Source organism: Amycolatopsis sp. NPDC004772 (assembly GCF_053601215.1).
The window spans coordinates 25033-51819 of the sequence record NZ_JBSGBK010000067.1; the positions used below are offsets into that span (position 1 = coordinate 25033).

The 26787-nt window shown below is 70.3% G+C and carries 24 protein-coding genes; 15 read left to right on the top strand and 9 right to left on the bottom strand.

From position 1 onward, the window contains the following. Positions 1-65 precede the first annotated feature (65 nt). The 9 genes from ACWEF6_RS31165 (at position 66) to ACWEF6_RS31205 (ending at position 7255) form a co-directional block, all read left to right on the top strand. Positions 66-389 carry a hypothetical protein gene (locus ACWEF6_RS31165; RefSeq protein ID WP_449686210.1) on the top strand — a complete coding sequence of 108 codons (324 nt, stop codon included), beginning with the start codon at positions 66-68 and terminating at the stop codon, positions 387-389. Continuing rightward, positions 386-1498: an NlpC/P60 family protein gene (locus tag ACWEF6_RS31170; RefSeq protein WP_449686211.1), complete on the top strand. Its 1113-nt coding sequence runs from the start codon at positions 386-388 to the stop codon at positions 1496-1498. Before ACWEF6_RS31165 ends, ACWEF6_RS31170 begins: the two co-directional genes overlap by 4 nt. Further along, positions 1498-1887, top strand: coding sequence for a YbaB/EbfC family DNA-binding protein (locus tag ACWEF6_RS31175; RefSeq protein WP_449686212.1), 390 nt, complete (start codon positions 1498-1500; stop codon positions 1885-1887). The genes ACWEF6_RS31170 and ACWEF6_RS31175 overlap by 1 nt, the downstream gene beginning before the upstream one ends. Further along, complete coding sequence (locus ACWEF6_RS31180; protein ID WP_449686213.1) at positions 1884-2396, top strand: YbaB/EbfC family nucleoid-associated protein; 513 nt, start codon at positions 1884-1886, stop codon at positions 2394-2396. The genes ACWEF6_RS31175 and ACWEF6_RS31180 overlap by 4 nt, the downstream gene beginning before the upstream one ends. A gap of 55 nt (positions 2397-2451) precedes the next feature. Continuing rightward, entirely contained in the window at positions 2452-3210 is a 759-nt protein-coding gene (locus ACWEF6_RS31185; RefSeq protein ID WP_449686214.1) for a tyrosine-protein phosphatase, read from the top strand. 121 nt (positions 3211-3331) lie between these two features. Next, entirely contained in the window at positions 3332-5158 is a 1827-nt protein-coding gene (locus ACWEF6_RS31190) for a glycoside hydrolase family 3 protein (protein WP_449686215.1), read from the top strand. 29 nt (positions 5159-5187) lie between these two features. Further along, positions 5188-6456, top strand: coding sequence for a ThuA domain-containing protein (locus tag ACWEF6_RS31195; protein ID WP_449686216.1), 1269 nt, complete (start codon positions 5188-5190; stop codon positions 6454-6456). Positions 6457-6536: 80 nt separating this feature from the next. Next, the gene (locus ACWEF6_RS31200; RefSeq protein WP_449686217.1) at positions 6537-6839 is read left to right on the top strand and encodes a PadR family transcriptional regulator; all 303 of its coding nucleotides are present in this window, start codon (positions 6537-6539) and stop codon (positions 6837-6839) included. Then, on the top strand, positions 6836-7255 hold the full coding sequence (locus ACWEF6_RS31205) for a hypothetical protein (RefSeq protein ID WP_449686218.1): 420 nt from the start codon (positions 6836-6838) through the stop codon (positions 7253-7255). Before ACWEF6_RS31200 ends, ACWEF6_RS31205 begins: the two co-directional genes overlap by 4 nt. 55 nt (positions 7256-7310) lie before the next feature. Here the strand turns inward: ACWEF6_RS31205 and ACWEF6_RS31210 are convergent, their stop codons facing one another. The 3 genes from ACWEF6_RS31210 to ACWEF6_RS31220 form a co-directional block, all read right to left on the bottom strand. Continuing rightward, entirely contained in the window at positions 7311-9794 is a 2484-nt protein-coding gene (locus tag ACWEF6_RS31210) for a DNA gyrase/topoisomerase IV subunit A (protein WP_449686219.1), read from the bottom strand. Positions 9795-9823: 29 nt separating this feature from the next. Continuing rightward, the gene (locus tag ACWEF6_RS31215; protein ID WP_449686220.1) at positions 9824-11875 is read right to left on the bottom strand and encodes a DNA gyrase/topoisomerase IV subunit B; all 2052 of its coding nucleotides are present in this window, start codon (positions 11873-11875) and stop codon (positions 9824-9826) included. A gap of 134 nt (positions 11876-12009) precedes the next feature. Further along, positions 12010-13440, bottom strand: a complete 1431-nt coding sequence (locus ACWEF6_RS31220; protein WP_449686221.1) for a hypothetical protein — start codon at positions 13438-13440, stop codon at positions 12010-12012. A 107-nt stretch (positions 13441-13547) separates the two neighbouring features. Between ACWEF6_RS31220 and ACWEF6_RS31225 the strand changes: the two genes are divergently transcribed. Together ACWEF6_RS31225 and ACWEF6_RS31230 are read left to right on the top strand one after the other, a co-directional pair. Beyond that, a complete protein-coding gene (locus tag ACWEF6_RS31225) occupies positions 13548-14642 on the top strand; it encodes an LLM class flavin-dependent oxidoreductase (RefSeq protein WP_449686222.1) in 1095 nt (364 codons plus the stop codon). After that, positions 14639-15226, top strand: a complete 588-nt coding sequence (locus ACWEF6_RS31230) for an FMN reductase (protein WP_449686223.1) — start codon at positions 14639-14641, stop codon at positions 15224-15226. Before ACWEF6_RS31225 ends, ACWEF6_RS31230 begins: the two co-directional genes overlap by 4 nt. Before the next feature lie 5 nt (positions 15227-15231). Here the strand turns inward: ACWEF6_RS31230 and ACWEF6_RS31235 are convergent, their stop codons facing one another. Continuing rightward, complete coding sequence (locus tag ACWEF6_RS31235) at positions 15232-15831, bottom strand: dihydrofolate reductase family protein (RefSeq protein WP_449686234.1); 600 nt, start codon at positions 15829-15831, stop codon at positions 15232-15234. A 137-nt stretch (positions 15832-15968) separates the two neighbouring features. Between ACWEF6_RS31235 and ACWEF6_RS31240 the strand changes: the two genes are divergently transcribed. The 3 genes from ACWEF6_RS31240 to ACWEF6_RS31250 are packed head-to-tail and all read left to right on the top strand — an operon-like array spanning position 15969 to position 18443. Then, complete coding sequence (locus ACWEF6_RS31240; protein WP_449686224.1) at positions 15969-17396, top strand: serine hydrolase domain-containing protein; 1428 nt, start codon at positions 15969-15971, stop codon at positions 17394-17396. Then, on the top strand, positions 17363-17791 hold the full coding sequence (locus ACWEF6_RS31245) for a PGPGW domain-containing protein (protein ID WP_449686225.1): 429 nt from the start codon (positions 17363-17365) through the stop codon (positions 17789-17791). Before ACWEF6_RS31240 ends, ACWEF6_RS31245 begins: the two co-directional genes overlap by 34 nt. Before the next feature lie 10 nt (positions 17792-17801). Then, a complete protein-coding gene (locus tag ACWEF6_RS31250) occupies positions 17802-18443 on the top strand; it encodes a TetR family transcriptional regulator (protein WP_449686226.1) in 642 nt (213 codons plus the stop codon). Positions 18444-18490: 47 nt separating this feature from the next. Here the strand turns inward: ACWEF6_RS31250 and ACWEF6_RS31255 are convergent, their stop codons facing one another. From ACWEF6_RS31255 to ACWEF6_RS31275, 5 genes are read right to left on the bottom strand one after another with little or no spacing between them, the layout of a single operon-like run. Further along, positions 18491-20950, bottom strand: a complete 2460-nt coding sequence (locus ACWEF6_RS31255; RefSeq protein ID WP_449686227.1) for a LamG-like jellyroll fold domain-containing protein — start codon at positions 20948-20950, stop codon at positions 18491-18493. A gap of 28 nt (positions 20951-20978) precedes the next feature. Then, positions 20979-21962, bottom strand: coding sequence for an ABC transporter permease (locus ACWEF6_RS31260; protein ID WP_449686228.1), 984 nt, complete (start codon positions 21960-21962; stop codon positions 20979-20981). Further along, complete coding sequence (locus ACWEF6_RS31265) at positions 21959-22909, bottom strand: ABC transporter permease (RefSeq protein ID WP_449686229.1); 951 nt, start codon at positions 22907-22909, stop codon at positions 21959-21961. The genes ACWEF6_RS31260 and ACWEF6_RS31265 overlap by 4 nt, the downstream gene beginning before the upstream one ends. Further along, positions 22890-24455, bottom strand: coding sequence for a sugar ABC transporter ATP-binding protein (locus ACWEF6_RS31270; protein WP_449686230.1), 1566 nt, complete (start codon positions 24453-24455; stop codon positions 22890-22892). The genes ACWEF6_RS31265 and ACWEF6_RS31270 overlap by 20 nt, the downstream gene beginning before the upstream one ends. Then, positions 24452-25525 (bottom strand): ABC transporter substrate-binding protein, encoded by a 1074-nt coding sequence (locus tag ACWEF6_RS31275; RefSeq protein ID WP_449686231.1) that lies wholly within the window; start codon positions 25523-25525, stop codon positions 24452-24454. Before ACWEF6_RS31275 ends, ACWEF6_RS31270 begins: the two co-directional genes overlap by 4 nt. 153 nt (positions 25526-25678) lie before the next feature. Here ACWEF6_RS31275 and ACWEF6_RS31280 point away from each other — a divergent pair, with 153 nt between their 5' ends. Then, the gene (locus ACWEF6_RS31280) at positions 25679-26683 is read left to right on the top strand and encodes a LacI family DNA-binding transcriptional regulator (RefSeq protein WP_449686232.1); all 1005 of its coding nucleotides are present in this window, start codon (positions 25679-25681) and stop codon (positions 26681-26683) included. Positions 26684-26787 lie beyond the last annotated feature (104 nt).

The window sequence follows — 26787 nt, forward strand, 5'->3', positions numbered from 1 at the left end:
GATTCCGCACCAGGGGAACCGGGGGTGCCGCGTGCGCGTCGCACCCCCGGTGACAGGAGGGGTCAGTGGACGGTTTTCACGTCGATGAGGGCGCGTACACGCGGTACGCGCGCGAAGTCGACCCGCTCGGGGAAGACGTCAAAGGCGCGGCCGACAAGCACGTCGGCCCGCACGTGACGCTCGGCGGCCACGGCTTTTCGGAGATGGGCGGCGAGTCCGGCTTCTCCGGCGCCTACAGCGGCCGGATGCGCGCGCTGCAGGAGAAGCTGCGCCGCGTCGGCGGCGGCTGGGGGCAGGTCGGCGAGGCCGCGCGGCAGACCGATCGCAACTATGCGGCGGTCGAAGGCGAACACGGCGACGTCCTCCGGCGGCTCGGCGGCGATTCATGACCGAGCACACCGACCAGCTCGTCCGGCACCACCTGGACACGACGAACCAGTTCGCGCAGAAACTGCGCCACGACCCGGCGGCCATCGGCGGCGCACGGGACGCCCACCACGCCTTGCAGACGTCGGTGGGCCGCTCCCGCGACGTCGCCTCAGAGCAGCGCGTCAACCTGGCCTCGGCGACCTCCGGCTCGACGACCGACCGCGCCACGGCGACGTCGCAGAGCCTGGAGAAGGAGGTCCAGGACCTCCTCGACGAGAGTGCCGAGATCGAGAAGGCCGTCGCCGAGGCGGCCGAGACGCTGCACGTCGGCGAGATCAAGAACGACCAGGTCCGCGACCAGATCATCAAGGAGATCGCGGCGTCGATGAAGGCGCTGGAAGCGGTCAAGACCATCCAGCCGCCGGAGAGCCGCGGCGCCGCTTCGCGCGACATCCTGATGAAGCTGCAGACGAAGATCAGCCAGCTCACCGGCCAGGCGGCGACGTTCAGCGAGCAGACGATCAACGACCTGACCGCGATCGGCACCCGCCTCGGCGGCGAAGAGCAGTCGACGTCGTCCTCGTCGGCGGCCTCGACCAAGGTCGGGTCGTCGTTCAACAGCAACAGCGGGTACTCCGGCGGATCGGACGGCGGGGGCGGCGGTGGCGGTGGGGGCGGCGGCGCCGTCCACAAGCCGCGGCTGCCGGTCGCGATCCCGCCGCAGCCCGGCAGCGGCGTCGCGATCAACCTGCCCGGCGGCAAGCAGGTGATGGCGCCGAACGAAACCGCGGCCAAGGCGGTGCGCAACGCGCTCGCGCAGCTCGGCGTGCCGTACGTCTGGGGCGGCACCGCCCGAGGTGTCGGCCTCGACTGCAGCGGGCTGACCATGACGTCGTACCAGGACGCCGGCCTGCAGCTGCCGCGGACGGCGGCGCAGCAGACGGTCGGGGCCGAGGTGCCCTCGATCGACCAGCTGCTGCCCGGCGACCTCGTCGTCTGGTCCGGTCACGTGGCGATGGTGATCGGCGACGGCCAGATGATCGAAGCGGGCGACCCGGTGCAGATCAGCAAGATCCGCACCACGAACGCGGGACAGTCGTTCATCGGTTTCTACCGGCCCACGGGGTGATGGCATTGGCTGACTTCGACGTCGAACTGGCGTCCGCGCGGATCGCCGAGCAGGCGTCCCGGGCGGGCGCCGAGGTGTCCGCGCGGCTCGAGCGCTCGGGCCCGGTGGTGGGCAAGGCCGCGTCCGGCGGCATCGAGGTCCAGGTGGCGCCGGGCGGGCTGCTCACCGGCCTGTCGATCCACCGGTCCGAGCTGCGGCAGGGGTCCGCGGTGCTGGCCGACCGGATCTTCGAGCTGGCCCAGCGCGCGACCCGGCGGGCGGGCGACCGGATGTACCACGCGCTGGCCTCGGCCGTTCCCGCGGACCAGCTGGAAAACCTGGGCTACCAGCCGATCCCGGACGACGACCCGGACGCCGAGACGTACTCGTACGGGGAGGGACAGCGGTGATCACGACCCGGCAGCTGATCGCCCAGGCCCGGGCGCGCGAAGAGGCGATGTCCCGGGTCGAGGAGCTCCTGGCCTCGGCTTCCGGCACGGCGCACGACCGCGACGGGCAGGTCGAGGTGACGGTGGATGCGCGGGGGAAGCTGCTGCGGCTGTGGCTCGCGCCGTCGGCGGTGGAGCTGGGCGAGGGCCTGGGCCCACTGGTGGTGGAGATCGCCCAGGCGGCCATGCGCGAGGCCACGCAAGACGGGTACAACAAGGTCGCCCTGCTGGTGGGCGAGGACATGACGGCCATGATCGAGCAGATGACGGGGATGCCGGCGCCGGCCCGGGCGGCGGACGACGACCCGGGGATGACGGTCGAGGAGTTCCAGCGGCTGCGGGAGGAGCGGCTGGGGTCCGCGCCTGCTGCTGCCGCTCCCGCTTCTCCCGCTTCTGCCGCTTCGAGTGTCGAAGACGAGGACGCTTACTGGGAGAGCTTCGACCCGGCTTCGCTGCGCTCGGATCGGTGAGCAGCCCCCGTTTTCCACGCTACCGGAGGGGGCCGACACTTTGAGCGCTCGCCGGGTGGTTGCCTGGCCGGGTTTCCACAACACGCGGGATCTGGGTGGGCTGCCGACGACGTCCGGGCGGACGACCCGGTTCGGGGCCTTCTTCCGGGCGGCGGACCTGCGGTTCGTCACCGGCGAGGGGTGGGCGCAGGCGCGGGCCGCGGGGGTCCGCACCGTCGTCGACCTCCGGAACGCAGACGAGATCCGGCCCGCGGCGGACGCCCGGACCGCGCTGGCGGGTTCGGCGCAGTTCACCCCGGACACCGCGGGGCCGGTCACCCCGGCCGGGATCGCGCGGCTCGAAGTCCCGATTGACGACGTCGACGACCTCGCCCTCTGGCAGCACATCAACGGCGCCGGGCTCAACGGTTCCCCGCTCTACTACCCGGTTTTCCTCCGGGAGAAGGCCGGCCGCTGCGCCGCGGTCGTCAAGGCGATGGCCCACGCCGATCCCGGCGGGGTGCTGTTCCACTGCGGCATGGGGCGCGACCGGACGGGCCTGGTCACCCTGCTGCTGCTCGCTCTGGCCGACGTCGAACCGCGGGCGATCGCCGCCGACTACGCCCTGTCGGCCGAAGCCACGGCGGCGCTGGTCGCCGCGATGGGTGCCGACGACCAGGGGCCGTTCATCCGGGCCGCCCTGGCGAAGCACGGGACCACGCTCGAAGGGGCCGTGCTGGCGACCCTGGATGGGTTCGACGTCGAGCGCTACCTGCGCGGCGCCGGTGTCACCGGGAGTGAACTCCGCGCGGTTCGCGCCCGGTTGGCCGGGTAGCGCTTTCGGCCGGCGGTCCCGGTGAGCGGAAACCGAGTTCGCTGAGAGGTCTGGACCAGCTGCGTACTGCTGTGTCTTAATCCAAGGCGTGAATTTTGGTCTCTCGACGAGGAGGACCCGGATGCGCCTCGGACGCAGGCTGGGCATCGGCGCGCTGGCCGTGGGCTTGCTGCTCACCTCGGAAACGCCCGCGCTCGCCGGAAACGGCCCCGCCTACAAGGATTCCTGGCGCCCGGTCAAGGTCCGGGTGGCCGATCTGCTCTCGCGGATGTCCCTCGACGACAAGCTCGGCCAGATGATGCAGGCCGAACGGCTCGGCGTCAAAAGCCCGGCCGACGTCACCACCGGGCGGCTCGGGTCGCTGCTCTCCGGGGGCAGTTCGCAGCCGACGCCGAACACGCCCGTCACCTGGGCCGACATGTACGACGGCTTCCAGAAGGCCGCGCTCGCCACGCCGCTCGGCATTCCGCTCATCTACGGCGTCGACGCCGTCCACGGCCACAACGGCCTCTACGGCGCCACCGTCTTCCCGCACAACATCGGCCTCGGGGCGACGCGCGATCCGCGGCTCGTCGAGAAGATCGGGCGCGCCACCGCCGAAGAGGTGTCCGGCACCGGGATCGACTGGGACTTCGCGCCCTGCCTGTGCGTCGCCCGCAACGACCGGTGGGGCCGGACCTACGAATCCTTCGGCGAGGTTCCGCAGCTCGCCACCGAAATGACGTCGATCATCACCGGGCTGCAGGGGAACCGGCTGGACCGGCCCGGCTCGGTCCTCGCCACCGCCAAGCACTACGTCGGTGACGGCGGCACCACCGGCGGGGTCAACGAAGGCAATACCGAACTCAGCGAGCAGGAACTGCGCGCGATCCACCTGCCGCCGTTCAAGGCCGCGATCCGGCGCGGGGTCGGCTCGGTGATGATCTCCTACAGCAGCTGGAACGGCGTCAAGATGCACGCCGGCTCGTACCTGATCAACGACGTGCTCAAGAAGGAACTCGGCTTCACCGGGATCGTCGTCTCCGACTACAACGGCGTCGACAAGATCGACGGCAAGTCCGGGTTCACGCCCGAAGAGGTCGAGGCCTCGATCAACGCCGGCATCGACATGGTCATGGTGCCCTTCGAGTGGCAGAAGTTCATCGACACGCTGCGGTCGCTGGTCGAGCAGGGCCGCGTGCCGATGGCGCGGATCGACGACGCCAACCGGCGCATCCTCACCAAGAAGTTCGAGCTCGGCCTGTTCGAGCACCCGCTGACCGACCGGCGGTTCCTGGCCACCATCGGCAGCAAGCCGCACCGGGACCTCGCGCGCCAGGCCGTGCGGGAATCGCAGGTGCTGCTGAAGAACGAGCACCACGTCCTGCCGCTTTCCCGGCGCAGCAAGATCTTCGCGGCCGGCAAGAGCGCCGACGACCTCGGCAACCAGTCCGGCGGCTGGACGGTCGGCTGGCAGGGCACCAGCGGGCCCGTCATCCCGGGCACCACCATCCTGCAGGGCATGCGGCAGAAGTCGCCGGACGTCACTTTCGCCAAGGACGGCACGGGGATCGACGGCAGCTACGACGTCGCCGTCGCGGTCGTGGGGGAGACGCCGTACGCCGAAGGCAAGGGCGACCGGCCGCAGGGGATGGGACTGGACGCGACCGACCTCGCCACGCTGCAGAAGCTGAAGGACTCCGGCGTGCCGACGGTGGTCGTGCTGGTGTCCGGGCGGCCGCTCGACATCGCCGCGCAGCTGCCGGACTGGGCCGGGCTCGTCCAATCCTGGCTGCCCGGCAGCGAGGGCCAGGGCGTCGCCGACGTCCTCTTCGGCGACTACAACCCGACCGGCAAGCTGCCGGTGACCTGGATGCGCAGCGCCGACCAGCAGCCGATCAACGCCGGCGACGGCAAGCCCGCGCTGTTCCCGTTCGGCTTCGGCCTGCACTACTCGCGCCACTGGTGATCCCCGTCCCCCACCGGAAAGGTTCCCGCATGCCCCGCCGTCCCCTGCTCAGAATTCTCGCCTTTTTCGCCGCCTGCTTAGGACTTTCGCTCGGCGCTCCGGCGGTGCACGCCGCGACACCGTTCAAGGTGCTGGCCTTCTACAGCGGCAGCTACGACGCCGCGCACATCAGCTTCGAGAAGGAAGCCAACGTCTGGTTCCCGCAGCAGGCGGCGGCCAACGGGTTCACCTACACCGCGACGACCGACTGGAACCGGCTCACGAGCCTCACCAAGTCCACCGCCGACGTCGTGCTGTTCCTCGACGACCAGCCGCAGTCGGCGGCCCAGTTCCAGGGCTTCCAGAAGTACATGCAGAACGGCGGCGGGTTCTTCGGCTTCCACGTCACCGCCTACAACGACAGCTCGACGCCGTCGTACGCGAACTGGTTCCACAACGACTTCCTCGGCACCGGCCGGTTCACGTCGAACACGTGGGGCCCGACGCCGGAGACGTTGAAGATCGAGAACCGCACGCACCCGTCGACGGCGAACCTGCCGGCGACGATCCGGTCGTCGACGTCGGAGTGGTACGCCTGGCAGAACGACCTGCGGCAGAACGGCAACATCACCATCCTGGCCTCGATGGACTCCTCCACGTTCCCGATCGGCACCGACCCGAACCAGACCTGGTACAGCGGCTACTACCCGATCGCGTGGACGAACAAGAGCTACAAGATGCTGTACGCCAACTTCGGCCACAACGCGATGAACTACGAGACGAACACGGCGCTGTCGTCGACGTTCGAGAGCGCCGATCAGAACCGGTTCGTGCTGGACGGCCTGAAGTGGCTCGGCGGCGGCTCGACCGGCCCGACCGACCCGGGCACGATCGACCCGGCGGCCTGGTACGCGGTGACGAACAAGGCGTCGGGCAAGTGCATCGACGCCCGCGCGGCCGCGAGTGCGAACGGCACGGTGATCCAGCAGTACACGTGCAACGGAACGACGGCCCAGCAGTACCAGTTCGCCCCGACGAGCGGCGGTTTCGACCGGATCAGCAACCGGACGAACGCCGCCCAGGTCATCGACGTGACGGACGTGTCGACGGCGGACAACGCGGGCCTGCAGCTGTGGTCCTACAGCGGCGGCAACAACCAGCAGTGGCAGCCGGTGGCCGAGGGGAGCGGGTACTACCACTTCGTCGCCCGCCACAGCGGCAAGTGCCTGACCGTGCCGGGCTCGTCCACCGCGGACAGTGTCCAGCTGGTCCAGGCGGCCTGCAGCGGCAGCGCCGCTCAGTCGTTCAAGGTCGCCTAGCGTCCGGCTCGCGGCGTTTCCCCCGTTCGGGGCTGCGCCGCGAGCCGTTCGATCCGGCATACCTATGTAGATTACGACCCATGCGAACCACTCACGCGCTCGTCCAGGTGGCGATGGCCATGATGGCGGTTCCGGAGGCGCGGCACTGGGGTTACAGCCTCGGCAAGGACTCCGGCGTCCGATCGGGCGTGTTGTACCCGATCCTGCGGAGGATGCTCGACGACGGTTGGGTCGACGACGGTTGGGAGTCTGCGGAGGAGGCGCACAAGCGGCCTCCTCGCCGCTACTACGTGCTCACGGACAAAGGCCGCGAAGAACTCGGCCGACTTCTGCAGGCCACGCGGAACGACCCGCGTTTCCAGGTGCTGGGGTTCGCGCTGTGACTGAGCTGTTGGATGCGGTGAAGCTTCCGGGTTCCTTGCTCGTCGCGGTGCTGATCTTCGGATTCGTCCCCGGGTTCGTCCTGCGCATCGCCGTTCTGCTGTACCCGCGGGGCGACGAGCGTCGCCGGGAGTTGCTCGCCGAACTGTATGCGATGCCGCGCATCGTTCGGCCGTTCTGGGTGGCCGAACAGTTCGAGACGGCGTTGTTCGAAGGCTCGAAAGAGCGGATCGAGGCGCGGAAGAGTCGGCGGGAGAAGAAGAGCCCGGAACACGACCTCGTCGTCGAACAAACTGCTGGTGAGTATCTTTCCGTCCCGGAAGCCACGCATATCGACGCCGTTGCTCTGAAAACGGCGAGGGATCCCGCAGCCGCCAGGGAACTGGCGAGAAGGTTGAAGGAGTTCTATTCGGCGTGAACCCGTGACCTGAGGTGGCCTTCGCGGCGATGGGCGCTGCGAAGGCCACCCCTCGTCAGTCGCGCTCGATGAGGTGGCCGACCACGTCCGGGCCCGGGTGGGCGTGGCCGGAGCCGTCGCGGCGGACGTCGATCTCCGGCAACTCCACCGGGTCTCCGTTGCGGGCCGCTCCGGCTGGGCGGGGGCCGATCCAGGCCACCCTCAACGCCGTCTCGCCCTTGAGGAAACGCTGGGCCCGGACGCCTCCGGTCGCGCGGCCCTTCGCCGGGTACTCGCTGAACGGGGTCACCTTCACGCTCTGGCCCGTTGCGGTGATCACCAGCGGTTCGCCGTGCTCGTCGTCGTCCGTGCGGACCGCTCCGAAGAACACCACCGAGCCCGCGCCCACGTTCATGCCCGCCATGCCGCCGCCCTTCAGGCCCTGAGGGCGGACCAAGGACGCCGCGTACTTCAGCAGCGAAGCCTCCGACGACACGAACGCCAGCGTCTCCGAACCGTCCGTCAGCCACGTGGCGCCGACGACTTCGTCGCCGTCCTTCAGCGAGATCACTTCGAACTCGTCCGAGCGGACCGGCCACTCCGGCGCGCAGATCTTCACGACGCCGGCCCGGGTACCGAGCGCCAGGCCCGGGGAGCCCGCCGCCTGCTCGCCCAGCGGCGCGATCCCGACGACCGTCTCGCCCTTCTCCAGCGGCACCAGTTCCTTCGCTGCCATTCCGCCACGCAGCGAGACCGTGCCCGCTTGCTCGGGGAGCACCGGCAACGGCAGGACGTCCGTCTTGAACGCGCGGCCGCGGCTGGTCACCAGGAGGATCTGCCCGCGGGCGGTCGTGTGGACCAGGGCCGCCACCGCGTCGTGCTTCACACGGCCGTTGCGGCGACGCGTCTCCGTCGCTTCCTCGGACTCGGCCGCCGTGCGGGCCACCAGGCCGGTCGCCGACAGGATCACCTGGCACGGGTCGTCCGCGACCTCCAGGGGGCCCGACGGCTTCGACGCGGCCAGGACCTCCTTCAGGTCACCGTCGATCAGGGCGGTACGGCGCTCGGTCGGGAAGTCCTTCGCGATCTTCGCCAGCTCCGAGGAGACGAGCTTCTTCAGCACGGACTCGTCGTCCAGGATCTTGGTCAGCTCCGCGATCTCCTCGCGCAGCCGCTCCTGCTCCGACTCCAGCTCGAGGCGGTCGTACTTGGTCAGCCGGCGCAGCGGCGTGTCGAGGATGTACGTCGCCTGAATCTCCGACAGCTTGAAGCGCGTCATCAAGCCGTCCTTCGCGGCCTGCGCGTTCTCGCTTTCGCGGATCAGCCGGATCACCTTGTCGATGTTCAGCAGCGCGATCAGCAGGCCGTCGACCAGGTGCAGCCGCTCTTCGCGCTTCCGGCGGCGGTACTTGGTCCGCCGCGTGACGACGTCGTAGCGGTGCCGCAGGAAGACTTCCAGGAGCTCCTTCAGGCCCAGGGTCTGCGGCTGGCCGTCGACGAGCACCAGGTTGTTGATGCCGAACGACTGCTCCAGCGGCGTGAGCCGGTACAGGTCGGCCAGCAGCGCCTGCGGGTTGACGCCGACCTTGCACTCGATGACCAGCCGCGTGCCGTTCTCGCGGTCGGTGAGGTCCTTGACGTCGGCGATGCCGGTGAGCCGCTTGGACTTGTTGACCTCGTCGGTGATCTTCTCGATCACCTTCTCCGGCCCGACGCCGTAGGGCAGTTCGGTGACGGTGATCGCCTGCCGCCCGCGGCTGCCTTCGAGGGGGCCGGTTTCGACGTTCGCGCGCATCCGGACCACGCCGCGGCCGGTCTCGTACGCGCGGCGCACCTCGTCCAGGCCGAGCAGCTTGCCGCCGGTCGGCAGGTCGGGGCCGGGCACGAACTCCATCAGCTTGTCGAGCGTCGCCGACGGGTGCGTGATCAGCCACCGCGCCGCGGCGATGACCTCGCCGAGGTTGTGCGGGATCATGTTGGTCGCCATCCCGACCGCGATCCCGGACGTGCCGTTGACCAGCAGGTTCGGGAACGCCGCGGGCAGCACGGACGGCTCTTCGAGCGAGCCGTCGTAGTTGGGCCGGAAGTCGACGGTGTCCTCGCCGAGCTCGCCGACCAGCTGCATCGCCTCGGGCGACATGCGGGCTTCGGTGTACCGGCTGGCGGCCGGGCCGTCGTCGGGGGAGCCGAAGTTGCCGTGGCCGTCGATCAGGGGGACGTTCAGCGAGAAGTCCTGCGCCAGCCGCACCATCGCGTCGTAGATCGCGACGTCACCGTGCGGATGGTATTTGCCCATGACATCGCCGACCACGCGCGAAGACTTGACGTACGCGTGCGTCGGGCGGTAGCCGTTCTCGTTCATCGAGTACAGGATCCGGCGGTGCACCGGCTTCAGCCCGTCACGCGCGTCCGGGAGGGCGCGCGAGTGGATGACCGAGTACGCGTACTCCAGGTAGGAGTCTTCGATCTCGGTCTTGAGCGAGTTGTCGAAGACGTGCGCACCGGGGGAGTCGAACGCGCTGGGATCGACCTTGGTGGTGGTGCCCTTGCGGCGTGCCACGGCAGAACTCCTTGGTAGCTACGAATAACTCAAGCGTCGATGGCTTCGCGGTCGATCCGGTCCGAAGAGGCGACCAGCCAGTTGCGCCGGGGCTCGACCTTCTCGCCCATCAGCAGCTCCAGCGCGCCTTCGGCGGCTTCGACGTCGTCCATGGTGATGCGGCGGACCGAGCGGGTGGCCGGGTTCATCGTGGTCTCCCACAGCTCGTCGGCGTCCATCTCGCCGAGACCCTTGAACCGCGGCACCGGGGTGACGATGCTCTTGCCGGCCCGCTCCAGCTCGGCGAACTTCGTCTCCATCTCCTGCTGCGTGTACGTGAAGTGCGTCTCCGGGTTGCGGCCCTTCGTGACGAGCTTGTGCAGCGGCGGCATCGCCGCGTACAGCCGGCCGTCCTCGATCACCGGGCGCATGTACTTCGCGAACAGCGTGATCAGCAGCGTGCGGATGTGCGAACCGTCGACGTCCGCGTCCGCCATCAGGATCACCCGGCCGTAGCGCATGGTCGTCAGGTCGAACGTGCGCCCGGTGCCCGCGCCGAGCACCTGCACGATCGACGCGATCTCGGCGTTCTTCAGCGTGTCGCCCAGCGAGGCCTTCTGGACGTTCAGGATCTTGCCCCGCAGCGGCAGCAGCGCCTGGTACTCGGACACGCGCGCCATCCGCGCCGACCCCAGCGCGCTGTCGCCCTCGACCAGGAACAGCTCGGAGCGGGAGACGCCGGTGGTGCGGCAGTCGACCAGCTTCGGCGGCATCGCCGCGCCTTCGAGGGCCGTCTTGCGCCGGGCGGCGTCCTTCTGCTGCTTCTGGGTGAGCCGGACGCGGGAGGCGTCGACCACCTTCTGCAGCACGACCTTGGCCTCGGACTTGGTCTTGCGATCCTCGGTCCAGGCCTTGACGTGCTTGTCGACGATGCCCTGCAGCACGCGGGTGATGCCGGCGGTGGACAGCTCGTCCTTCGTCTGCGACGTGAACTGCGGCTCCGGCAGCCGGACGTGGATCACCGCGGTCATGCCCTCGAGGACGTCCTCGATCGTCGGCATGTCCTCCTTGGGCTTGAGCAGCCCGCGGGTCTTGGAGATCGCGTCCTGCAACGCCTTCGCCATCGCGCGGTCGAAGCCGCGGCGGTGGGTGCCGCCGTGGACGTTGCGGATCGTGTTGGTGAAGCACTCGACCGTGCGCTCGTAGCCGGTGCCCCAGCGCAGCGCCACCTCGACCTCGGCGTGGCGCTCCACATTGGACTGCATGACGCCGGCGGCGTCGGCCGCGTTCTCCTTGTACGTGCCTTCGCCGGTGATCAGCAGCGTGCCGCAGACCGGCTTCTCGCCCGACGGCGTGAGGAAGTCGACCATGTCGGCCAGGCCGTGCGGGAAGTGGAAGGTCTCCTCGTTGATCGTGTCTTCGATCGCGGTGCGCAGCACGTACGTGACGCCCGGGACGAGGAACGCGGTGTTGCGCAGCTTCGACCGGACGCCTTCGACGTCGAGCGCCGCGCCCGACTCGAAGTAGCGTGCGTCGTACCAGTAGCGGATCGACGTGCCGCTGCGCTCGCCGCGCTTCATCTTGCCGGTGATGTTCAGCCCGGACCGGCGGGTGAACTTCGCCTTCGGGCCCGGCGCGTCGAACGTGCCGGGGACGCCGTGCTTGAACGACATCTGGTGGACCTTGCCGTCCTGCTTCACCGTGACGTCGAAGCGGTGCGACAGCGCGTTGACCGCCGAAGCGCCGACGCCGTGCAGGCCGCCGGAGGTCTTGTAACCGGAGCCGCCGAACTTGCCGCCGGCGTGCAGCCGCGTCAGCACCAGCTCGACGCCGGACAAACCGGACTTGGCGTGGGTGCCGGTGGGGATGCCGCGGCCGTCGTCGTCCACCTGGACGCTGCCGTCGGCGTGCAGCGTGACGACGATCTTCGTCGCGTGGCCGGCGACGCCCTCGTCCGTCGAGTTGTCCACCACCTCGGAGAAGAGGTGGTTGATGCCCCGGCTGTCGGTGGAGCCGATGTACATCCCGGGTCGTTTGCGGACGGCTTCGAGACCCTCGAGATGCGTCAGGTCGTCGGCCCCGTACAAGGTCTCGGCAGTCACAGGGTCGTTCTCCCGGATCGTGGCTCGCGAAAGTGCTGGTGGTGGTGCGGACTCGCCTGCACCGTAGTGCAGGATATCCGCCACCCCCGACAACTTTCGCGCGCTCCCGCTCCCGGAGTGGCGTGCGCCGCCCGCTAACGGGGGTCGTAGCCCAGGTCGGGCCACAGGCCCAGCAGGGCTTCGATCTTCCGCGGGACCTGGAAACTGTTCCGGAAATTCGGCTTCTCGCCGATCGCGGCGAGGGCCTTGCGGAGATCGCCGAACGCCGGTTTGGCGGCCGACTGCCGGGTCAGCACGTAGCAGTACGTCCGGCGGGGGTAGGCGAACTCGTCGATGTACGCCTGCAGGACGAGCCCGGGGGCTTCGATCCGCGACCCGACGAGGGGGCGGCCCTGCTTCTGGCTGTAGACGGGGATCACGTGCACGCCCGCGCGCAGCGTGCGCGGCGGGTCCTGGCCCTGGCCGTCGTCGGCCCAGAGCAGTTCGACCCGGAACGGCGATTCGCCGTCTTCACCGGGGTGGGTGTATTCGCGCTGCAGCTCCTCGAGCCGGTACGCGGCCTCGGCGTTCGGTTCGCCGCCTTCGACCAGGCTGACCAGGTAGAGCTCGGCCGGGCGCGGCCACGACGGGCGCGGCACGTCGGTGGTTTCGACGGTTTCGGCGGCTTCCGGCTCGGCCGCAACCGGTTCCGCGGTGGCGGGCTCGGTGGTGGCGGCCGTGGTTTCGGGTGCGCCGGCCTCGGCGGCCGGGAAACCCGCCTCCGGCTGCGCCGGGCGGGCGGGCTCGGCGGGCGACGGCACCGGGGACCCGGTGGCCGGGGCGCCCGGCGTGGGGGACGCGGCGGCGGGGGCGTCGGACACAGCCGGGCGCACCGGCGACGCGGGCGGTGTGGCCGGGCGGACCGGCGACGGCGCGGGCGCCGCGGGTCGGACCGGCGAGGGCGGCGGGGTCACGGCCGCGGGGCGGACCGGGGGCACCGGGCGGCTGGTCACCACCGGCCGGGCGGGGGCCGCCGCGGTCCGGGTCGCCGCCGCGGGGCGGGCCGTGACCGGCTTGCCCGCGCCGTACTGCTCCAGCAGCGGCTCCAGGTCACCCGCGGTCAGCGAGGGGCCGGCGAGGTCGCACCACTCGAGCCAGGCCTCCTGGGCCTCCTCGACGGTGTGCCGCTCGTGCGAGAGCGTGACCGCCTCGAACAGCTGCCGCGGGCCGGCGGCGGTGACGTCGGCCGAGCCGACCACCACGAACGACGGGTCGTCCTCCGCGATCACCAGTTTCGCGTTCAGGCCCCGCAGCGAGTGCACGATCACGCCCGCCTTGACCCAGTGCAGCAGCGCGTGCGGGCTCGTCGCGCCGGACAGCACGGTGTCCAGGCTCGCGTCCGTGATCAGCGTGTCGCCGGGTTGCAAGGGCAGCAGGGCCGCCGCGCCGGGCCCGACGTGACCGAAGGCGGCCACGAGGTTCCGGCGCGGGGCGAGCAAGGGGGTGATCGAGGCCCAGATGTCGCGACCGGCGAGTAGTCGTACCGAACGTTCTGCCAAACCCAGCCGAGCGAGCTCCGCGTCCATGCCCCCGACCTTAGCCGGTGCCCCTCGGGCGCCTGACGGCCGGAATATCTCTTGCTTGGAAGTAGTTGAACGCGCATGTAAGATGGTGCTCGCGAAGGGAGCAGGTCATGCAGTTCGGAATCTTCACGGTGGGCGACGTCACGACCGATCCCACGAACGGAACCACGCCGACGGAGCACGAGCGGATCAAGGCGATGGTCCGCATCGCGCTCAAGGCCGAAGAGGTCGGCCTCGACGTCTTCGCGACCGGCGAGCACCACAACCCGCCGTTCGTCCCGTCGTCGCCCACGACGATGCTGGGCCACATCGCGGCGCAGACGTCCAAGCTGGTCCTCTCGACGTCGACGACGCTCATCACCACGAACGACCCGGTGAAGATCGCCGAGGACTTCGCGATGCTGCAGCACCTCGCCGACGGCCGTGTCGACCTGATGATGGGCCGCGGCAACACCGGCCCGGTCTACCCGTGGTTCGGCCAGGACATCCGCCAGGGCATCCCCCTCGCGATCGAGAACTACGCGCTGCTGCGCAAGCTGTGGCGCGAGGACGTCGTCGACTGGTCCGGCAAGTTCCGCACCCCGCTGCAGGGCTTCACGTCCACCCCGCGGCCCCTGGACGGCGTCCCGCCGTTCGTGTGGCACGGTTCGATCCGCAGCCCGGAGATCGCCGAGCAGGCCGCGTACTACGGCGACGGCTTCTTCGCCAACCACATCTTCTGGCCGAAGGAACACTTCCAGCAGCTGATCTCGTTCTACCGCCAGCGGTTCGAGCACTACGGCCACGGCTCGGCGGACCAGGCGATCGTCGGCCTCGGCGGCCAGGCGTTCATCCGGCCCAAGTCCCAGGACGCGTGGAACGAGTTCCGGCCGTACTTCGACAACGCGCCGGTGTACGGGCACGGGCCGTCCCTGGAGGAGTTCACCGACCAGACACCGCTGACCGTGGGCAGCCCGCAGGAGGTCATCGACAAGACGCTGACCTTCCGCGAGCACTTCGGCGACTACCAGCGCCAGCTGTTCCTGATGGATCACGCCGGCCTGCCGCTGAAGACCGTCCTGGAACAGCTCGACCTGCTCGGCGAGCACGTGGTCCCGGTGCTGCGCAAGGAACTCGACGCGCTGCGCCCGGCGCACGTCCCGGACGCGCCGACGCACGAATCCCTGAAGGCGGCGGCTTCGGCCGCGGTGGAGGCGACGGTATGAAGCTCGCAGTGGTGACCGCGGGCCTGTCGGTGCCTTCGTCGACCCGCCTGCTCGCCGACCGTCTGGCCGCGGCGACCGTCGCCGCGGCCGGGGAACCGGTCTCGGTGTCCGTGGTGGAGCTGCGGGACATCGCCTTGGACATCACGAAGAACCTGTTGACCGGCTTCCCCAGTCCGCAGCTGCGCACCGCGATCGAGACGGTGACCGGCGCGGACGCGGTGATCGCGGTGACCCCGGTGTTCACGGCCGGCTACAGCGGGTTGTTCAAGTCGTTCTTCGACGTGCTGGACACGGATTCGCTGGTCGGCAAGCCGGTGCTGCTCGCGGCCACCGGCGGGACGGAACGGCATTCGCTGGTGCTGGACTACCAGCTGCGGCCGTTGTTCGGGTACCTGAAGGCGGATCCGGTGGCGACGGGCGTGTACGCGGCATCGTCGGACTGGGGCAGTGGCGAGGCTTCCGGGGCGTTGCAGCGGCGGATCGAGAAGGCGGGGGCGGACCTGGCTGCGTCGGCCTCGGGGCGGGTTGCCGTTTCGGGGGAGCCGGATTTCGTTCCGTTCGAGCAGCTGCTGGCGGCCGAGTAGGGCGGTCACGGGTGGTGGACCCGGTACCGGAGATGGGTGACCCCTTGTCCGGCAACGACTTCCACCTGCTCCAGCTCGGACTTCCCGAGGTCGGGGCGCCCGAAGTACCGCACCCCTTCGCCGAGCAGCACCGGCACCAGGTCGATCCGCAGCTCGTCGAGCAGCCCGAGCTCCAGGCACTGCTGCGCGATCGACGGCCCGGAAACGCCCACCGTTCCGTCGCCCGCCGACCGGGCCTGCTCGACCGCGGTCGCGACGTCCGGGCAGAACCTGAAGGGCGCCAGGTGGTCCGCGGGCCAGTCCGCCGGGGGCGGGCGGTGGGTCACGACGAACGCCGTGCCGCCGCCCGGCGGCCGGCCGCCCCAGCCGTGCGTGTACTCGAATACGCGGCGGCCGCACACGAAGGCGCTGTGGCGCACCGAATCCAGGAACGTGCCCAGGTACTCCGCGCTCGCCGCCGCGACCCGGAACGTCATCGGGTAGCCGATCGTCGGCAGCTCGACGTCCCCGGCCTGGTACCAGTCGAAGAGCGGCCCGACGCTGTCGTCGGGCCGGGCCACGAATCCGTCGAGCGACATGCAGAAACTCGCCACCACTCCGGGCATCGCCGTGACCTCCTGATCAACCATCTGGTTTATCAACCGATGAGTTGAGTAAAGCACAGGAAGGTGCCGAAAGTAAGGGGTCGCCCCGATCGTCCGGCAGCAGCGCCCGCCACCCCGGGCTGCCTACCTTCACCCCCATGATCAGGCTTCTCCTCGTGCTGGCGGCCCTCCTGACGGCCACGGCGACCCCGGCCGCGGCGGCCCCGCCCCCGGACATCGACAGCTACGTCCGCGCCTACCTGGACCACACCGGCCTGCCCGGCGCGGCCGTCGCGATCACCCACGGCGACGAAGTCGTCCGGATCGCCGGCTACGGCCACGACACCGCGGGCGCGCCGCTGACCGCGGAGACGCGGCTGCCGATCGCGTCGGTGAGCAAGTCCATGACGGCCTTCACCGTCCTGCAGCTCGCCGAAGCCGGCCGGCTGGGGCTGGATGAGCCCGTGACGCGGTACCTGCCGGACTTCCGGCTCGCCGATCCGCGCGGCGCGAAGATCACCGTCCGGATGCTGCTCGACCAGACGTCCGGGATGGCCGACTCCGCCTTCCCCGACCTCACCCTGCCGCAGCCGCACACCCTCGCCGAGGCCGTTGCCCGGCTGAAGGACGCGGAACTCGCCGACGAGCCGGGCACCACGTTCCACTACCACAACCCGAACTACGAGGTCGCCGCGCGGATCGTCGAGGTCGTCGCCGGGCAACCGTTCGCGGACTACCTCGCCGGGCACCTCTTCCGGCCGCTGGGGATGACCGGCAGCACCTCCGTGGACGCGCCGCCGTCCGGGACCGAGGGGTACGTCCGGGCCTTCGGGGTCGAGGTGCCGGCGTCCGAACCGGACTGGTTCACCGGCGGCAGCCACGGCGTGCTCAGCACCGCGGCGGACCTGGCGAAGTGGCTGCGGGCGCAGCGGGACGGCGGCGGGGTGCTGACCCCGGAATCGGTCCGGACCGCGCACACGCCCGCGCCCGGACGCGACTACGCGCTGGGCTGGCGCGTCCGGGGCGGGCGGACGTCGCACACCGGCGAGCTGTTCACCCACACCGCGGCGCAGGTGCTGCTGCCCGGCGGGTACGGCATCGCCGTGCTCGCGAACACCGGGCTGGCCTTGGACAACGACGCGGAGCAGCTGGCCGAGGGCCTCGCGAGCCTGCTGGAAGGCGGCGCGCCGGAGCCGGCCCTGCCCGCCGGGGTGGTCGCGGACCGGGTGCTCGGCGCCCTGGCGCTGCTCGCGGCAGGCCTCGCCGTCCCGGGCGTCCGCCGGGCCGGGCGGAAGCCCCGGTGGTGGCGGGTCGCGCCGCCGCTGCTGCCGCTCGTCCCGCTGGTGTTCCTGCCGCAGCTGCTCGGGTGGGTATTCGCCGGACGGCGGGGTACCTACGCCCAGGTGCTCTACGTCTGGCCGGGGCTCGTGGCCGCGCTCGGCGTGGCCGCGCTGGCGGGACTGATCGTGGCCGTGGCCAGGGCCCGGGTCCTGGTGAGTGGCACGCGGCGCCGCGACCAGGAACAATCGGGGAAAACGAGGGGAGACGCCCAGTGGGCATCGGCAAGCAGGCGAAGCGGATCCTGATCACCGTGGCGGGTGCGGTCCTGCTGGTGGTCGGCGTGGTGCTGCTCGTCCTCCCCGGCCCCGGGCTGCTGCTCGTGCTCGCCGGGCTCCTGGTGCTGGCCTCGGAGTTCCCGGCGCTGGAGAAGTACGTCGACCCGGTGCGCGACCGCGCGATGAAGGCGGCCGAGGACAGCGTGTCGTCGCCGCTGCGGATCGCCGGCTCGGTGCTGGCCGGGCTGGCGCTGCTGGCGGCGGGGATCGTCTGGGGCAGCGTGAAGTCGCTGCCGTTCAGCGGCTGGAGCACCGGGTCGAGCCTGATCCTGTCCTCGATCATCCTGTTCGCGCTGCTGGGCTGGAGCTACCACCGGGTCAAGTCGCGGCGCGAGGCCGGGGCGAAGGCGTCGACCGATCGGTAGCCTCGGCGCCATGAGCGCCGGATTCCAGCGCGCCCGCCGTCCCGAGCAGGTCGAGGCGCGCCGGCGGGCCATCCTCGCCGCGGCGAGGGAGCTGCTGGCCGAGCGCCCGGTCGCCGACATCAGCCTGCGGGAGCTCAGCTGCCGGGTCGGGCTGGCGAAGTCCAACGTGATCCGGTATTTCGACAGCCGCGAGGCGATCTTCCTGGAGGTCCTCGACAGCGCGTGGACGGCGTGGCTCGACGACCTCGGGGAGGCGCTCGGCGCACCGGGCCCGGCGGAGCCCGGCTTCGCGCGCGAGGAACGGATCGCGAGCACGATCGCGGCGACGCTGACCGGCCGCCGGGTGCTGTGCGAGCTGCTGAGTTCGATGGCGCCGGTGCTGGAGCGCAACATCCCGGAGGCGTTCGCCCGCAGCTTCAAACGCCGGGCCGCGGCGAACACCGAACGGCTGGGCGAGCTGGTGCGCGTCCGCCTGCCGGAACTGCCGCCCGACGCGGCCCGCCACTTCGCCGGCGGGGTGGTGGTCCTGCTGTCGGGCTCGTGGCCCGCGGCCAACCCGACGGCCGCCGTGGCGGCCGTCGAAGGGCCGGTGTTCGGGCTGGCCGAGGGCCTCACGAACCTGCTGGCCGGGCTGGTCGCGCGGCAAGGGTGAAGGACGGCCCCGGGGACCGCGGTCCCCGGGGCCGTCCGGTTGCTTCGCTACTTCCCGCTCGAGTACAACGCGCTCACGTCCGAATCGGACAGGGCCCGGTCGTAGACGTGGGCCTGGTCGACCGCCCCGTTGAGGAAGTCGACCGGGCCGCCGCCGTACTTGCCGCGGCCGATCACCGTGTGGCCCGTCGACGCTTCGCCGAGGCACACGCTTTTCGTCGCCGCCAGCTGACCGTCCACGTACAGCTTGAGCGTGCCCGCGGCCGCGTCACGGACGCCGACCACGTGGTACCAGCGGTTCGCCTCCGGAGCCGTGGGCGCCAGGGCCCGCGTGCCCACGAAACTCATCGCGAGCCGGTGGTCGGCGCCCGAGTACTGCAGGAAGAACGCGCTGTGGTCGTCGCCGTCCTGGCTCACCACGGTCTGGAAGCCGTCGCCCACGGCGTTGAAGCGGACCCACGCCGCCGCGCTGTAGCTGCCCTCGGTGTTCACCAGGGCCGCGCCGGTGTCGGCGAACTGACCGGAACCGTTGGTGGCCAACGCCGACCCGCTCTTGCCGGCCGTCCAGGACGCGCCGCCGACGAGCGTGGCGTCGTGGCTGCCGACGACGTCCTCGGCCACCGTGCCCACGTTCTCGTCGAAGGGGTAGGCGGCGATGCCGTCGATGCCGGGCGTTCCGGCGGGAACCGACGGACCGGACACCGGGGCGCCGGTGGCCCCCTTGATCACCGCGAGGTTCGCCGCGCGGACCGCCGCGAAGTCCATCTTCTTCACCTGCCGGTCGTAGGTGAAGAAGCCATTGACCTCCTTCTCGACGTCGGTGGTCTGCGTGTAGACACCCGCGGACACCCCGCACCGCTGGGCGACCAGCAGCAGGCGCTGCTGGAGTTCGCCGTAGCGCCGGGTCAGCGTCGCGCTGTCGGGCTCCATTTCGTAGGCGAAGCTGCCCGCGGGGTCGAACTCGTGCCCGGCGACCTTGAGGCCGAGGCCGCCGTACTCGCCGTCGACCGCCGCGCGGGTGCCGGTCTGCGCCGGGGTGCCCGGGCCGGTGTAGGTGTGGTCGTCGTAGACGTCACCCTTGCCGCTGTCCGGTTCGGACCGGCAGCAGTTGACCCCGGATTCGGCGTTCACCAGCCGCGTCGGGTCCCACGACTTGACCAGGTCGGCGATGCGGCCGACTTCGTAGTCGCCCCAGCCCTCGTTGAACGGCACCCAGCTGACGATCGACGGGAAGCTGCGGTGCTGGTCGATCATCCGCTTCAGCTCGGACTCGAAGTTGACCCGCGAAGCCGCGGACGGCTCGACGTCGTCCTTCATCGCCGGCATGTCCTGCCAGACCAGGAGACCGAGCTTGTCGGCGTAGTAGTACCAGCGGTCCGGCTCGACCTTGATGTGCTTGCGCACCATGTTGAAGCCGAGCGCCTTCTCCTGCTCCAGGTCGAACCTCAGCGCGGCGTCGGTCGGCGCGGTGTAGATGCCGTCCGGCCAGAAGCCCTGGTCGAGCGGGCCGACCTGCATGACGAACTTGCCGTTGAGCAGCATCCGCTGCTTGCCGTCGACGGTCTTGCCGAGCCCGACCGTGCGCAGCCCGAAGTACGAGCCGACCTCGTCGCCCGACGGGACGAGCTTCACCCGCAGGTCGTAGAGGAACGGATCGTCGGGCGACCACAGGTGCGGCCGGTCCACCTTGAGCTTCAACGGCTTGTTCGCGTCGCCGGACACGCGCCCGACCGGGCGGCCGTGGTCGTAGGCGGTCGCTTCGACGCGCTGCTTCACCGGCCCGCCGACGACCGCGGTCACCGTCACGGAACCGAGGTCCGGCGTCACGTCCAGGCGATCGATGCGCGCGGGCGCGACCGGTTCCATCCAGACCGTCTGCCAGATGCCCGACGACGGCGTGTAGAAGATGCCGTCCCCGGGTTGGCGCTGCTTGCCGATCGGCTGCCCGCCCTGGTCGTTCGGGTCGGCGACGCCGACGATCAGCTCCTGGTCGCGGGCGGTGGTCAGGGCGTCGGTGACGTCGACCGAGAAGGCGTCGTAGCCCCCGGTGTGCCGGGAGACGGTCTTGCCGTTGACGATCACCGTCGTGTCGTAGTCGACCGCCTGGAAGTGCAGCAGGATGCGCTGGCCCCGCCAGTCGCGGGGCAGCTGGAACGTCCGCCGGTACCACATGTTCGTCTCGTGGCGCATGATCCCCGACAGCGCCGACTCGACCGGGTACGGCACCAGGATCCGCTCACCCAGCGTCTTGCCCACCGGCACGGCCTCCCCGGGCTTGGCCGAGGAGAATTCCCAGACGCCGTTGAGGTTCTGCCACTTCGCGCGGGTCAGCTGCGGTCTCGGGTAGTCCGGCAGGGCGTTGGTGGGGGAGACGTCGTTCGTCCACGGCGTCGACAGCGGCGGGGCGAGCCGCTGCCACTGAGGTGGCGCCGCGGCGTTCGCGGTGGGCACCGCGAGTCCGGTGAGCGCCAGGGCCAGCACGGCGGCCAGGCGGGCGGGGCGGAGCATCGTCGAACCTCCTGGTAGGGGACAGGGGTCAGCGGGTTCGGGCGCGCGCGAGCAGGCGCTGGATCACCACGACGACGAGCAGGAAGGCCCCGCTCACCACCGTCTGGTAATTGGAGTCGAGGGTGCCGATCTGGTTGATGACGTTCTGGATGAGCGTGCGCAGCAGCACGCCGACGAGCGTGCCGATGATCGTCCCGGCGCCGCCGGTGAGCAGCGTGCCGCCGATGACCACGACGGAAATCGCGTCGAGTTCGGTGCCGACACCGATCACCGTGACGCCGGACTGCAGGTAGGCGGCGGTGAGGATGCCCGCGACGCCGGCGAGCGCGCCGCTGAGCGTGTAGAGGCCGATCTTGGTGCGGGCCACCGGAAGTCCCATCAGCAGCGCCGACTGCTCGGCACCGCCGATGGCGAACACGGACTGGCCGAAGCGCGTGCGGCGCAACAGGAGCCCGCCGAGGGCGAACAGGACGAGCGTCAGGTAAACCGGGACGCCGATGCCGAAGATCGTGCCCTGGCCGAGCCAGAGGAACGCCGACCCGGCGTCCACTTTGTACGTCGTCGCCCCCTCGGACGTCAGCGCCAGCAGCAGTCCCCTGGCGAACAGCAGCGACGCGAGCGTGACGATGAACGGCGCCATCCCGGTGCGCGCGATGAGCACGCCGTTGACGAACCCGATCAGCGAACACACCGCCAGGGGCAGCAGGATCGCCACGACCAGGCCGTATTGGGCGCCGTACGCGGCCAGGACGCCGCCGAGCGCGTAGTTCGATCCGACCGAGAGGTCGATGCCGCCGGAAATGATCACGAACGTCATCCCGAGCGCGATCACCGCCAGGAAGGAGCTCTGCAGCGCCAGGTCCCGCAGGTTGTCCGCGGACCCGAAGCGGGGGAAGGCGAACCACGCCGCGGCCATGCCCAGCACGAGCACGACGGCCGCGCCCTGGCGTTGCAGGACTCCGGCGAAGGCGGCGTTGCGTTCCGTGGTCTGCGTTGCGGGCTGTGTGGTCACTGGCTGCTCCGCTCGCGAGCGACGTAGACGGCGACGACGATGATGGCCGCCTGGACCATCTGCGCGGTCGAGTCCGGCAGGTTGTGCTTGATCAGAGTGGCGTGGACGAGCTGCATGAGCAGCGCACCGAACACGGTGCCGAGCACGCGGACCCGGCCGCCGGTCAGCGGCGTGCCGCCGACGACGACCGCGGTGATCGCGGACAGTTCCATGAGCAGCCCCAGGTCGTTGGGGTCGCTCGCGCCGAGTCTCGACGTCGCCAGCACGCCGGCCACCGCGGCCAGTGCCCCGGAGATGACGTAGACGCCGACGAGCACGCGTTTCACCGGCAGCCCGGCCAGGGTGCTCGCCGCGCGGTTGCCGCCGACGGCGACCAGGTGCCGCCCGAACGTCGTGCGCTGGACGACCAGCCCGGCCAGCACGGCGAGGACACCCGCGACGACGACCATGATCGGGACGCCGAGGACGTCACCGGTGCCGAGTTCGAGGAAGTCCCGGTTGTGCAGCTGGACGAGCTGGCCGTGCGCGATGACCAGCGCGAGCCCGCGGCCGCCGACCAGCAGGGCGAGGGTCGCGATGATCGGCTGGATGCCCAGGTAGGCCACCAGGTACCCGCTGAACAGGCCGGAGACGATCCCGGCGATGACGGCCACGACGATCGCCGTCAGCGGGCCCGCGCCCAGGTAGAGCGGGATGAGCGCGGCGGCGATCGACATCACCGAGCCGACCGAGAGGTCGATGCCCTCGGTGCCGATCACCAGTGCCATCCCGAGCGCGACGATGCAGACCGGCGCCGCCTGCACCAGCTGGGTGCGGAAGTTGGCCGCGGACAGGAAGTTCTCGGTGAACACCACGTTGAACAGCAGCAGCACGACGACGGCCAGGTAGACGCCGTAGTTCTGCAGCCACGCGGTGACCTTCGCGCGCTCAAGGGTGGCCGTGGACATCGTTGTCACCCCCGGTGGTTTCCGCCGCGATGGCCGTCAGGACGTTCTCTTCGGTGATGCGGTCGCCGGTCAGCTCGCCGGCCACCGCGCCGTCGCGCAGGACGACCACGCGGTCGGAGCCGTCGATCAGTTCCTCCAGTTCGGACGAGATGAGCAGCACGCCGAGCCCTTCCTGCGCGAGTTCGTCGATCAGCGCCTGGACCTCGGCCTTCGCGCCGACGTCGATGCCGCGGGTCGGCTCGTCGAGCAGCAGGATCTTCGGGCCGGTGGCGAGCCAGCGGGCCAGCAGCACCTTCTGCTGGTTGCCGCCGGACAGCTCCGACACCTTCTGTTCGGGACTGGCCGCCTTGATCCGCAGCCGCTCCATGAAGACCTTCACGATCCGGTCCTGCTTGGCCTTGCTGACCAGGCCGAACGGCGAGAGGGCCGGCAGCGCGGCGAGCACGATGTTCTCGCGGACCGACAGGTTCGGGATGATCCCGTCGGTCTTGCGGTCCTCGGCCAGCAGCGCGATCCCGGCCCGCATCGCTTGGGCGATCCGGCCTTTCTTGAGCGGTTTCCCGGCGAGCAGCACGCTGCCGCCGTCGAGGGGGAAGGCGCCGACGATGGCCCGGGCCGTCTCGCTGCGGCCCGAGCCGAGCAGCCCGGCCAGGCCGACGACCTCGCCGGGCCGGATGCTCACCGAGACGTCGTGCAGCTTCCGCATGCCGCTGAGGTTTTCGGCTTTGAGCAGCGGCTCGCGCTCGACGTCGTGCTCCTCGCCGAACGCCGTGACGCCCTCTTCGCGGATCTGCCGGATCTCGCGGCCGAGCATGAGCGACACGAGCTCGATGCGCGGCAGCGGCTTCAGTGGTCCACTGTGGACGACCCGGCCGTCGCGCAGCACGGTGACGCTGTCGCAGACCCGGTACAGCTCGTCCATCCGGTGGCTGACGTAGACGATCGCGATGCCGTGGGCGTGCAGCCGGTTCAGCACCTCGAACAGCGTCTCGACCTCGCGCGGTTCCAGCGAGGACGTCGGCTCGTCCATGATGACGACCTTGGCGTCGGTTGACACCGCGCGGGCGAGGGCGACCATCTGCTGGGCGCCGACCCCGAGGGTGTGCAGCGGCCGCTTGACGTCGTCGGTGATGCCGTAGCCCTTGAGCAGCTCGCGGGCGTCGGCGTACATCTTCGACCAGTCGACCAGGCCGGCCTTCGTGCGCGGCTCGCGGCCGAGGAAGACGTTGCCGGCGATGCTCATCAGCGGGACGAGGTTGACCTCCTGGTAGATGGTGGAGATCCCGGCGCGCTGGGCGTCGATCGGCCGCTTGAACGTCACCGGCTCGCCGAGGTGCCGCACCTCGCCCTCGTCGGGCTGGTAGACGCCGGTGAGCACCTTGATCAGCGTGGACTTGCCGGCGCCGTTCTCGCCGACCAGCGCGTGCACCTCGCCCGGGGCCAGCGCGAAGCTGACGTCGTCGAGCGCGAGGGTGCCGGGGAACCGTTTGGTCACCCCGGTCACCTCGAGCACCGGTGCGGTCCGCACTTCGGTGGTGGCCGTCATTTGTAGGAGTTCCCGACCTTCTGCGCCGCGTTGGTCTCGTCGTACTGGTCGTCGGTGATGACGATGCTGGGCGGGATCGCCTCGCCGTCGGCGAACTTCTGCAGCGTCTGGAAGGCCAGCGGGCCGAAGCGCGGGTTCGACTCGATCACCGCGTTGTAGCTGCCGTCGACGATGAGCTGCACGGCGTTGCGGGTGCCGTCGATGGAGACGATCTTGACGTCCTTGCCGGGGGTCTTGCCCGCCGTCTTGAGCGCGTTGACCGCGCCGACGCCCATTTCGTCGTTCTCGGCGTAGACGGCGGTGATGTCCGGGTGGCTCTGGATGAGCTGCTCCATCACGGCCTGGCCCTTGGAGCGGTCGAACTCGCCGGTCTGCTCGGCGACCACGGACAGGCCCGGTGTCTTCGCGAGCTCGTCTTTAAACCCCTTGGTGCGGTCGGTGGTGACGTTGTTGCCGGACGAGCCGAGCAGGATCGCGACCTTGCCGGTGCCGCCGGTGACCCGTGCGGTCTCCTGGGCGGCGCGCTTGCCCTGCTCGACGAAGTTCGAGCCGATGAAGGTCAGGTAGTCGGTGCACGGCTGGGACGTCACCTTGCGGTCGATGGTGACGACCGGGACCTTCTTGGCCTTCGCCGCGTCGAGGGCGGGCTGGAGACCGTCGGAGTTCAGCGGCGCGACGATGAGCAGCTGGGCACCGCGGTCGAGCATCGATTTGATGTCGCTGATCTGGCGGTTCAGGTCGCTCTGGGCGTTGGTGACCAGCAGGTTGCCGATACCCAGCTTCGCGGCTTCGTCGCGGATGGACTGCGTCTCGGTGATCCGGAAGGGGTTGGCCTCCTTTTCGGACTGGGAGAAACCCACCACCGCGGTCTTCAGGTCGACCTTGGGGTAACCGGTTTTCTGGAGCGTGCAGCCGTCGGCGGACGGCGCGGCGGACTGGGCGCTGGCGGCCGGTCCGCCGCCGCTGGAGGGCGCCGCGGGGCTTTCCTCCCGGGCGGTGCAGGAGGTGAGGGTCAGCGCGGCGGCGGCCGCGGTGACCAGGACCAGTCGGGGACGGGAGGGCAGAAGCACGTCGACTCCTCGGGCAGCGTCGTTGGTGGCCCGCTCGCCGGGGTGATCGGGGTCACCACGGGAGCCTTGGGGTACTTTTTACATCGTTGGAACAACGTTGTAAACCGGCAGCCGTTGGCTACACTTCGTGCTCACTCTCTGAAGGGACCGCCCGTGACCGTGACGCTCAAGGACGTCGCCACGCTTGCCGGAGTGTCGGTGAAGACGGTGTCGAACGTCGTGAACGGCTACGCCTTCGTCAAGCCGGAGAACCGGCGGCGCGTCGAGGAAGCCCTGGCGGCGACCGGGTACCGGCCGAACGTCGGGGCGCGCAACCTCCGCCGCGGCCGCACCGGCTTCCTGGCGCTGATGGTGCCGGAGCTGTCCATCCCGTACTTCGGCGAGCTGGCCGGCCTGGTGATCACGGCGGCGCAGAAGCGCGGCTGGAGCGTCCTGATCGAACAGACGCAGGGGACGCGGTCGCGGGAGCGGGAGACGCTTTCGTCGCTGGGACCGCACCTGGTCGATGGCGCCCTGGTCCACCCGGAAGCCCTGGAGGCGGCGGACTTCCCGGCCGACCCGGGCGGAATCCCGCTGGTCATGCTGGGCGAGCACGCGGTGGACGTGCCGATCGACCACGTGGCGATCGACAACGTCCTGGCCGCGAGCACGGCGGTGTCCCACCTGGCCTCGCTGGGGCGCACGCGCATCGCGGCGATCGGGCGGAATCCCTCCCGCGGGACGTCGTCGCAGCGCCTGGCCGGCTACCGGGCGGCGCTGGCCGCGGCGGGTTTGTCCTATTCGGACACTCTGGTGGCCCCCGCGGAGAAGTGGCACCGCTCGGTGGGCGCGGCGGCGATGAAGTCGTTGCTGGCCCTGCCTTCGCCGCCGGACGCGGTGTTCTGCTTCAACGACCTGCTGGCCATCGGCGCGCTGCGCGCGGTGGCCGAGCTGGGCCTGCGGGTGCCGGAGGACGTCGCGATCGTGGGTTTCGACAACAACGAAGAGAGCGCATTCTCACTCCCGTCGCTGACGACGATCGCGCCGGACAAAACGGCCCTGGCGGAGGCCGCGGTGGACCTCGTGCACCGCCGCATCACCGGCGACAAAACGTCCCCGCCCCAGGACATCCAGACCCCGTTCGCCCTGGAGATCCGCGAAAGCACCGGCGGCCGCTGAGGCTCCAAACGCCCCAATGAGGTTTTCTCAGTAGCGGCCGTGGTGTTCGTGATGGGTCAGGACGAGTGCTGCTTGGACGATGGCGCCGATGCGGTGTGGGCAGA

Bases quoted from the DNA above. Each gene is read 5' to 3' on its own strand.
- ACWEF6_RS31170 (WP_449686211.1), top strand. From the start codon at position 386: ATGACCGAGCACACCGACCAGCTCGTCCGGCACCACCTGGACACGACG.
- ACWEF6_RS31175 (WP_449686212.1), top strand. From the start codon at position 1,498: ATGGCATTGGCTGACTTCGACGTCGAACTGGCGTCCGCGCGGATCGCC.
- ACWEF6_RS31190 (WP_449686215.1), top strand. From the start codon at position 3,332: ATGCGCCTCGGACGCAGGCTGGGCATCGGCGCGCTGGCCGTGGGCTTG.
- ACWEF6_RS31195 (WP_449686216.1), top strand. From the start codon at position 5,188: ATGCCCCGCCGTCCCCTGCTCAGAATTCTCGCCTTTTTCGCCGCCTGC.
- ACWEF6_RS31200 (WP_449686217.1), top strand. From the start codon at position 6,537: ATGCGAACCACTCACGCGCTCGTCCAGGTGGCGATGGCCATGATGGCG.
- ACWEF6_RS31220 (WP_449686221.1), bottom strand. From the start codon at position 13,440: ATGGACGCGGAGCTCGCTCGGCTGGGTTTGGCAGAACGTTCGGTACGA.
- ACWEF6_RS31225 (WP_449686222.1), top strand. From the start codon at position 13,548: ATGCAGTTCGGAATCTTCACGGTGGGCGACGTCACGACCGATCCCACG.
- ACWEF6_RS31230 (WP_449686223.1), top strand. From the start codon at position 14,639: ATGAAGCTCGCAGTGGTGACCGCGGGCCTGTCGGTGCCTTCGTCGACC.
- ACWEF6_RS31235 (WP_449686234.1), bottom strand. From the start codon at position 15,831: ATGCCCGGAGTGGTGGCGAGTTTCTGCATGTCGCTCGACGGATTCGTG.
- ACWEF6_RS31240 (WP_449686224.1), top strand. From the start codon at position 15,969: ATGATCAGGCTTCTCCTCGTGCTGGCGGCCCTCCTGACGGCCACGGCG.
- ACWEF6_RS31250 (WP_449686226.1), top strand. From the start codon at position 17,802: ATGAGCGCCGGATTCCAGCGCGCCCGCCGTCCCGAGCAGGTCGAGGCG.
- ACWEF6_RS31255 (WP_449686227.1), bottom strand. From the start codon at position 20,950: ATGCTCCGCCCCGCCCGCCTGGCCGCCGTGCTGGCCCTGGCGCTCACC.
- ACWEF6_RS31265 (WP_449686229.1), bottom strand. From the start codon at position 22,909: ATGTCCACGGCCACCCTTGAGCGCGCGAAGGTCACCGCGTGGCTGCAG.
- ACWEF6_RS31270 (WP_449686230.1), bottom strand. From the start codon at position 24,455: ATGACGGCCACCACCGAAGTGCGGACCGCACCGGTGCTCGAGGTGACC.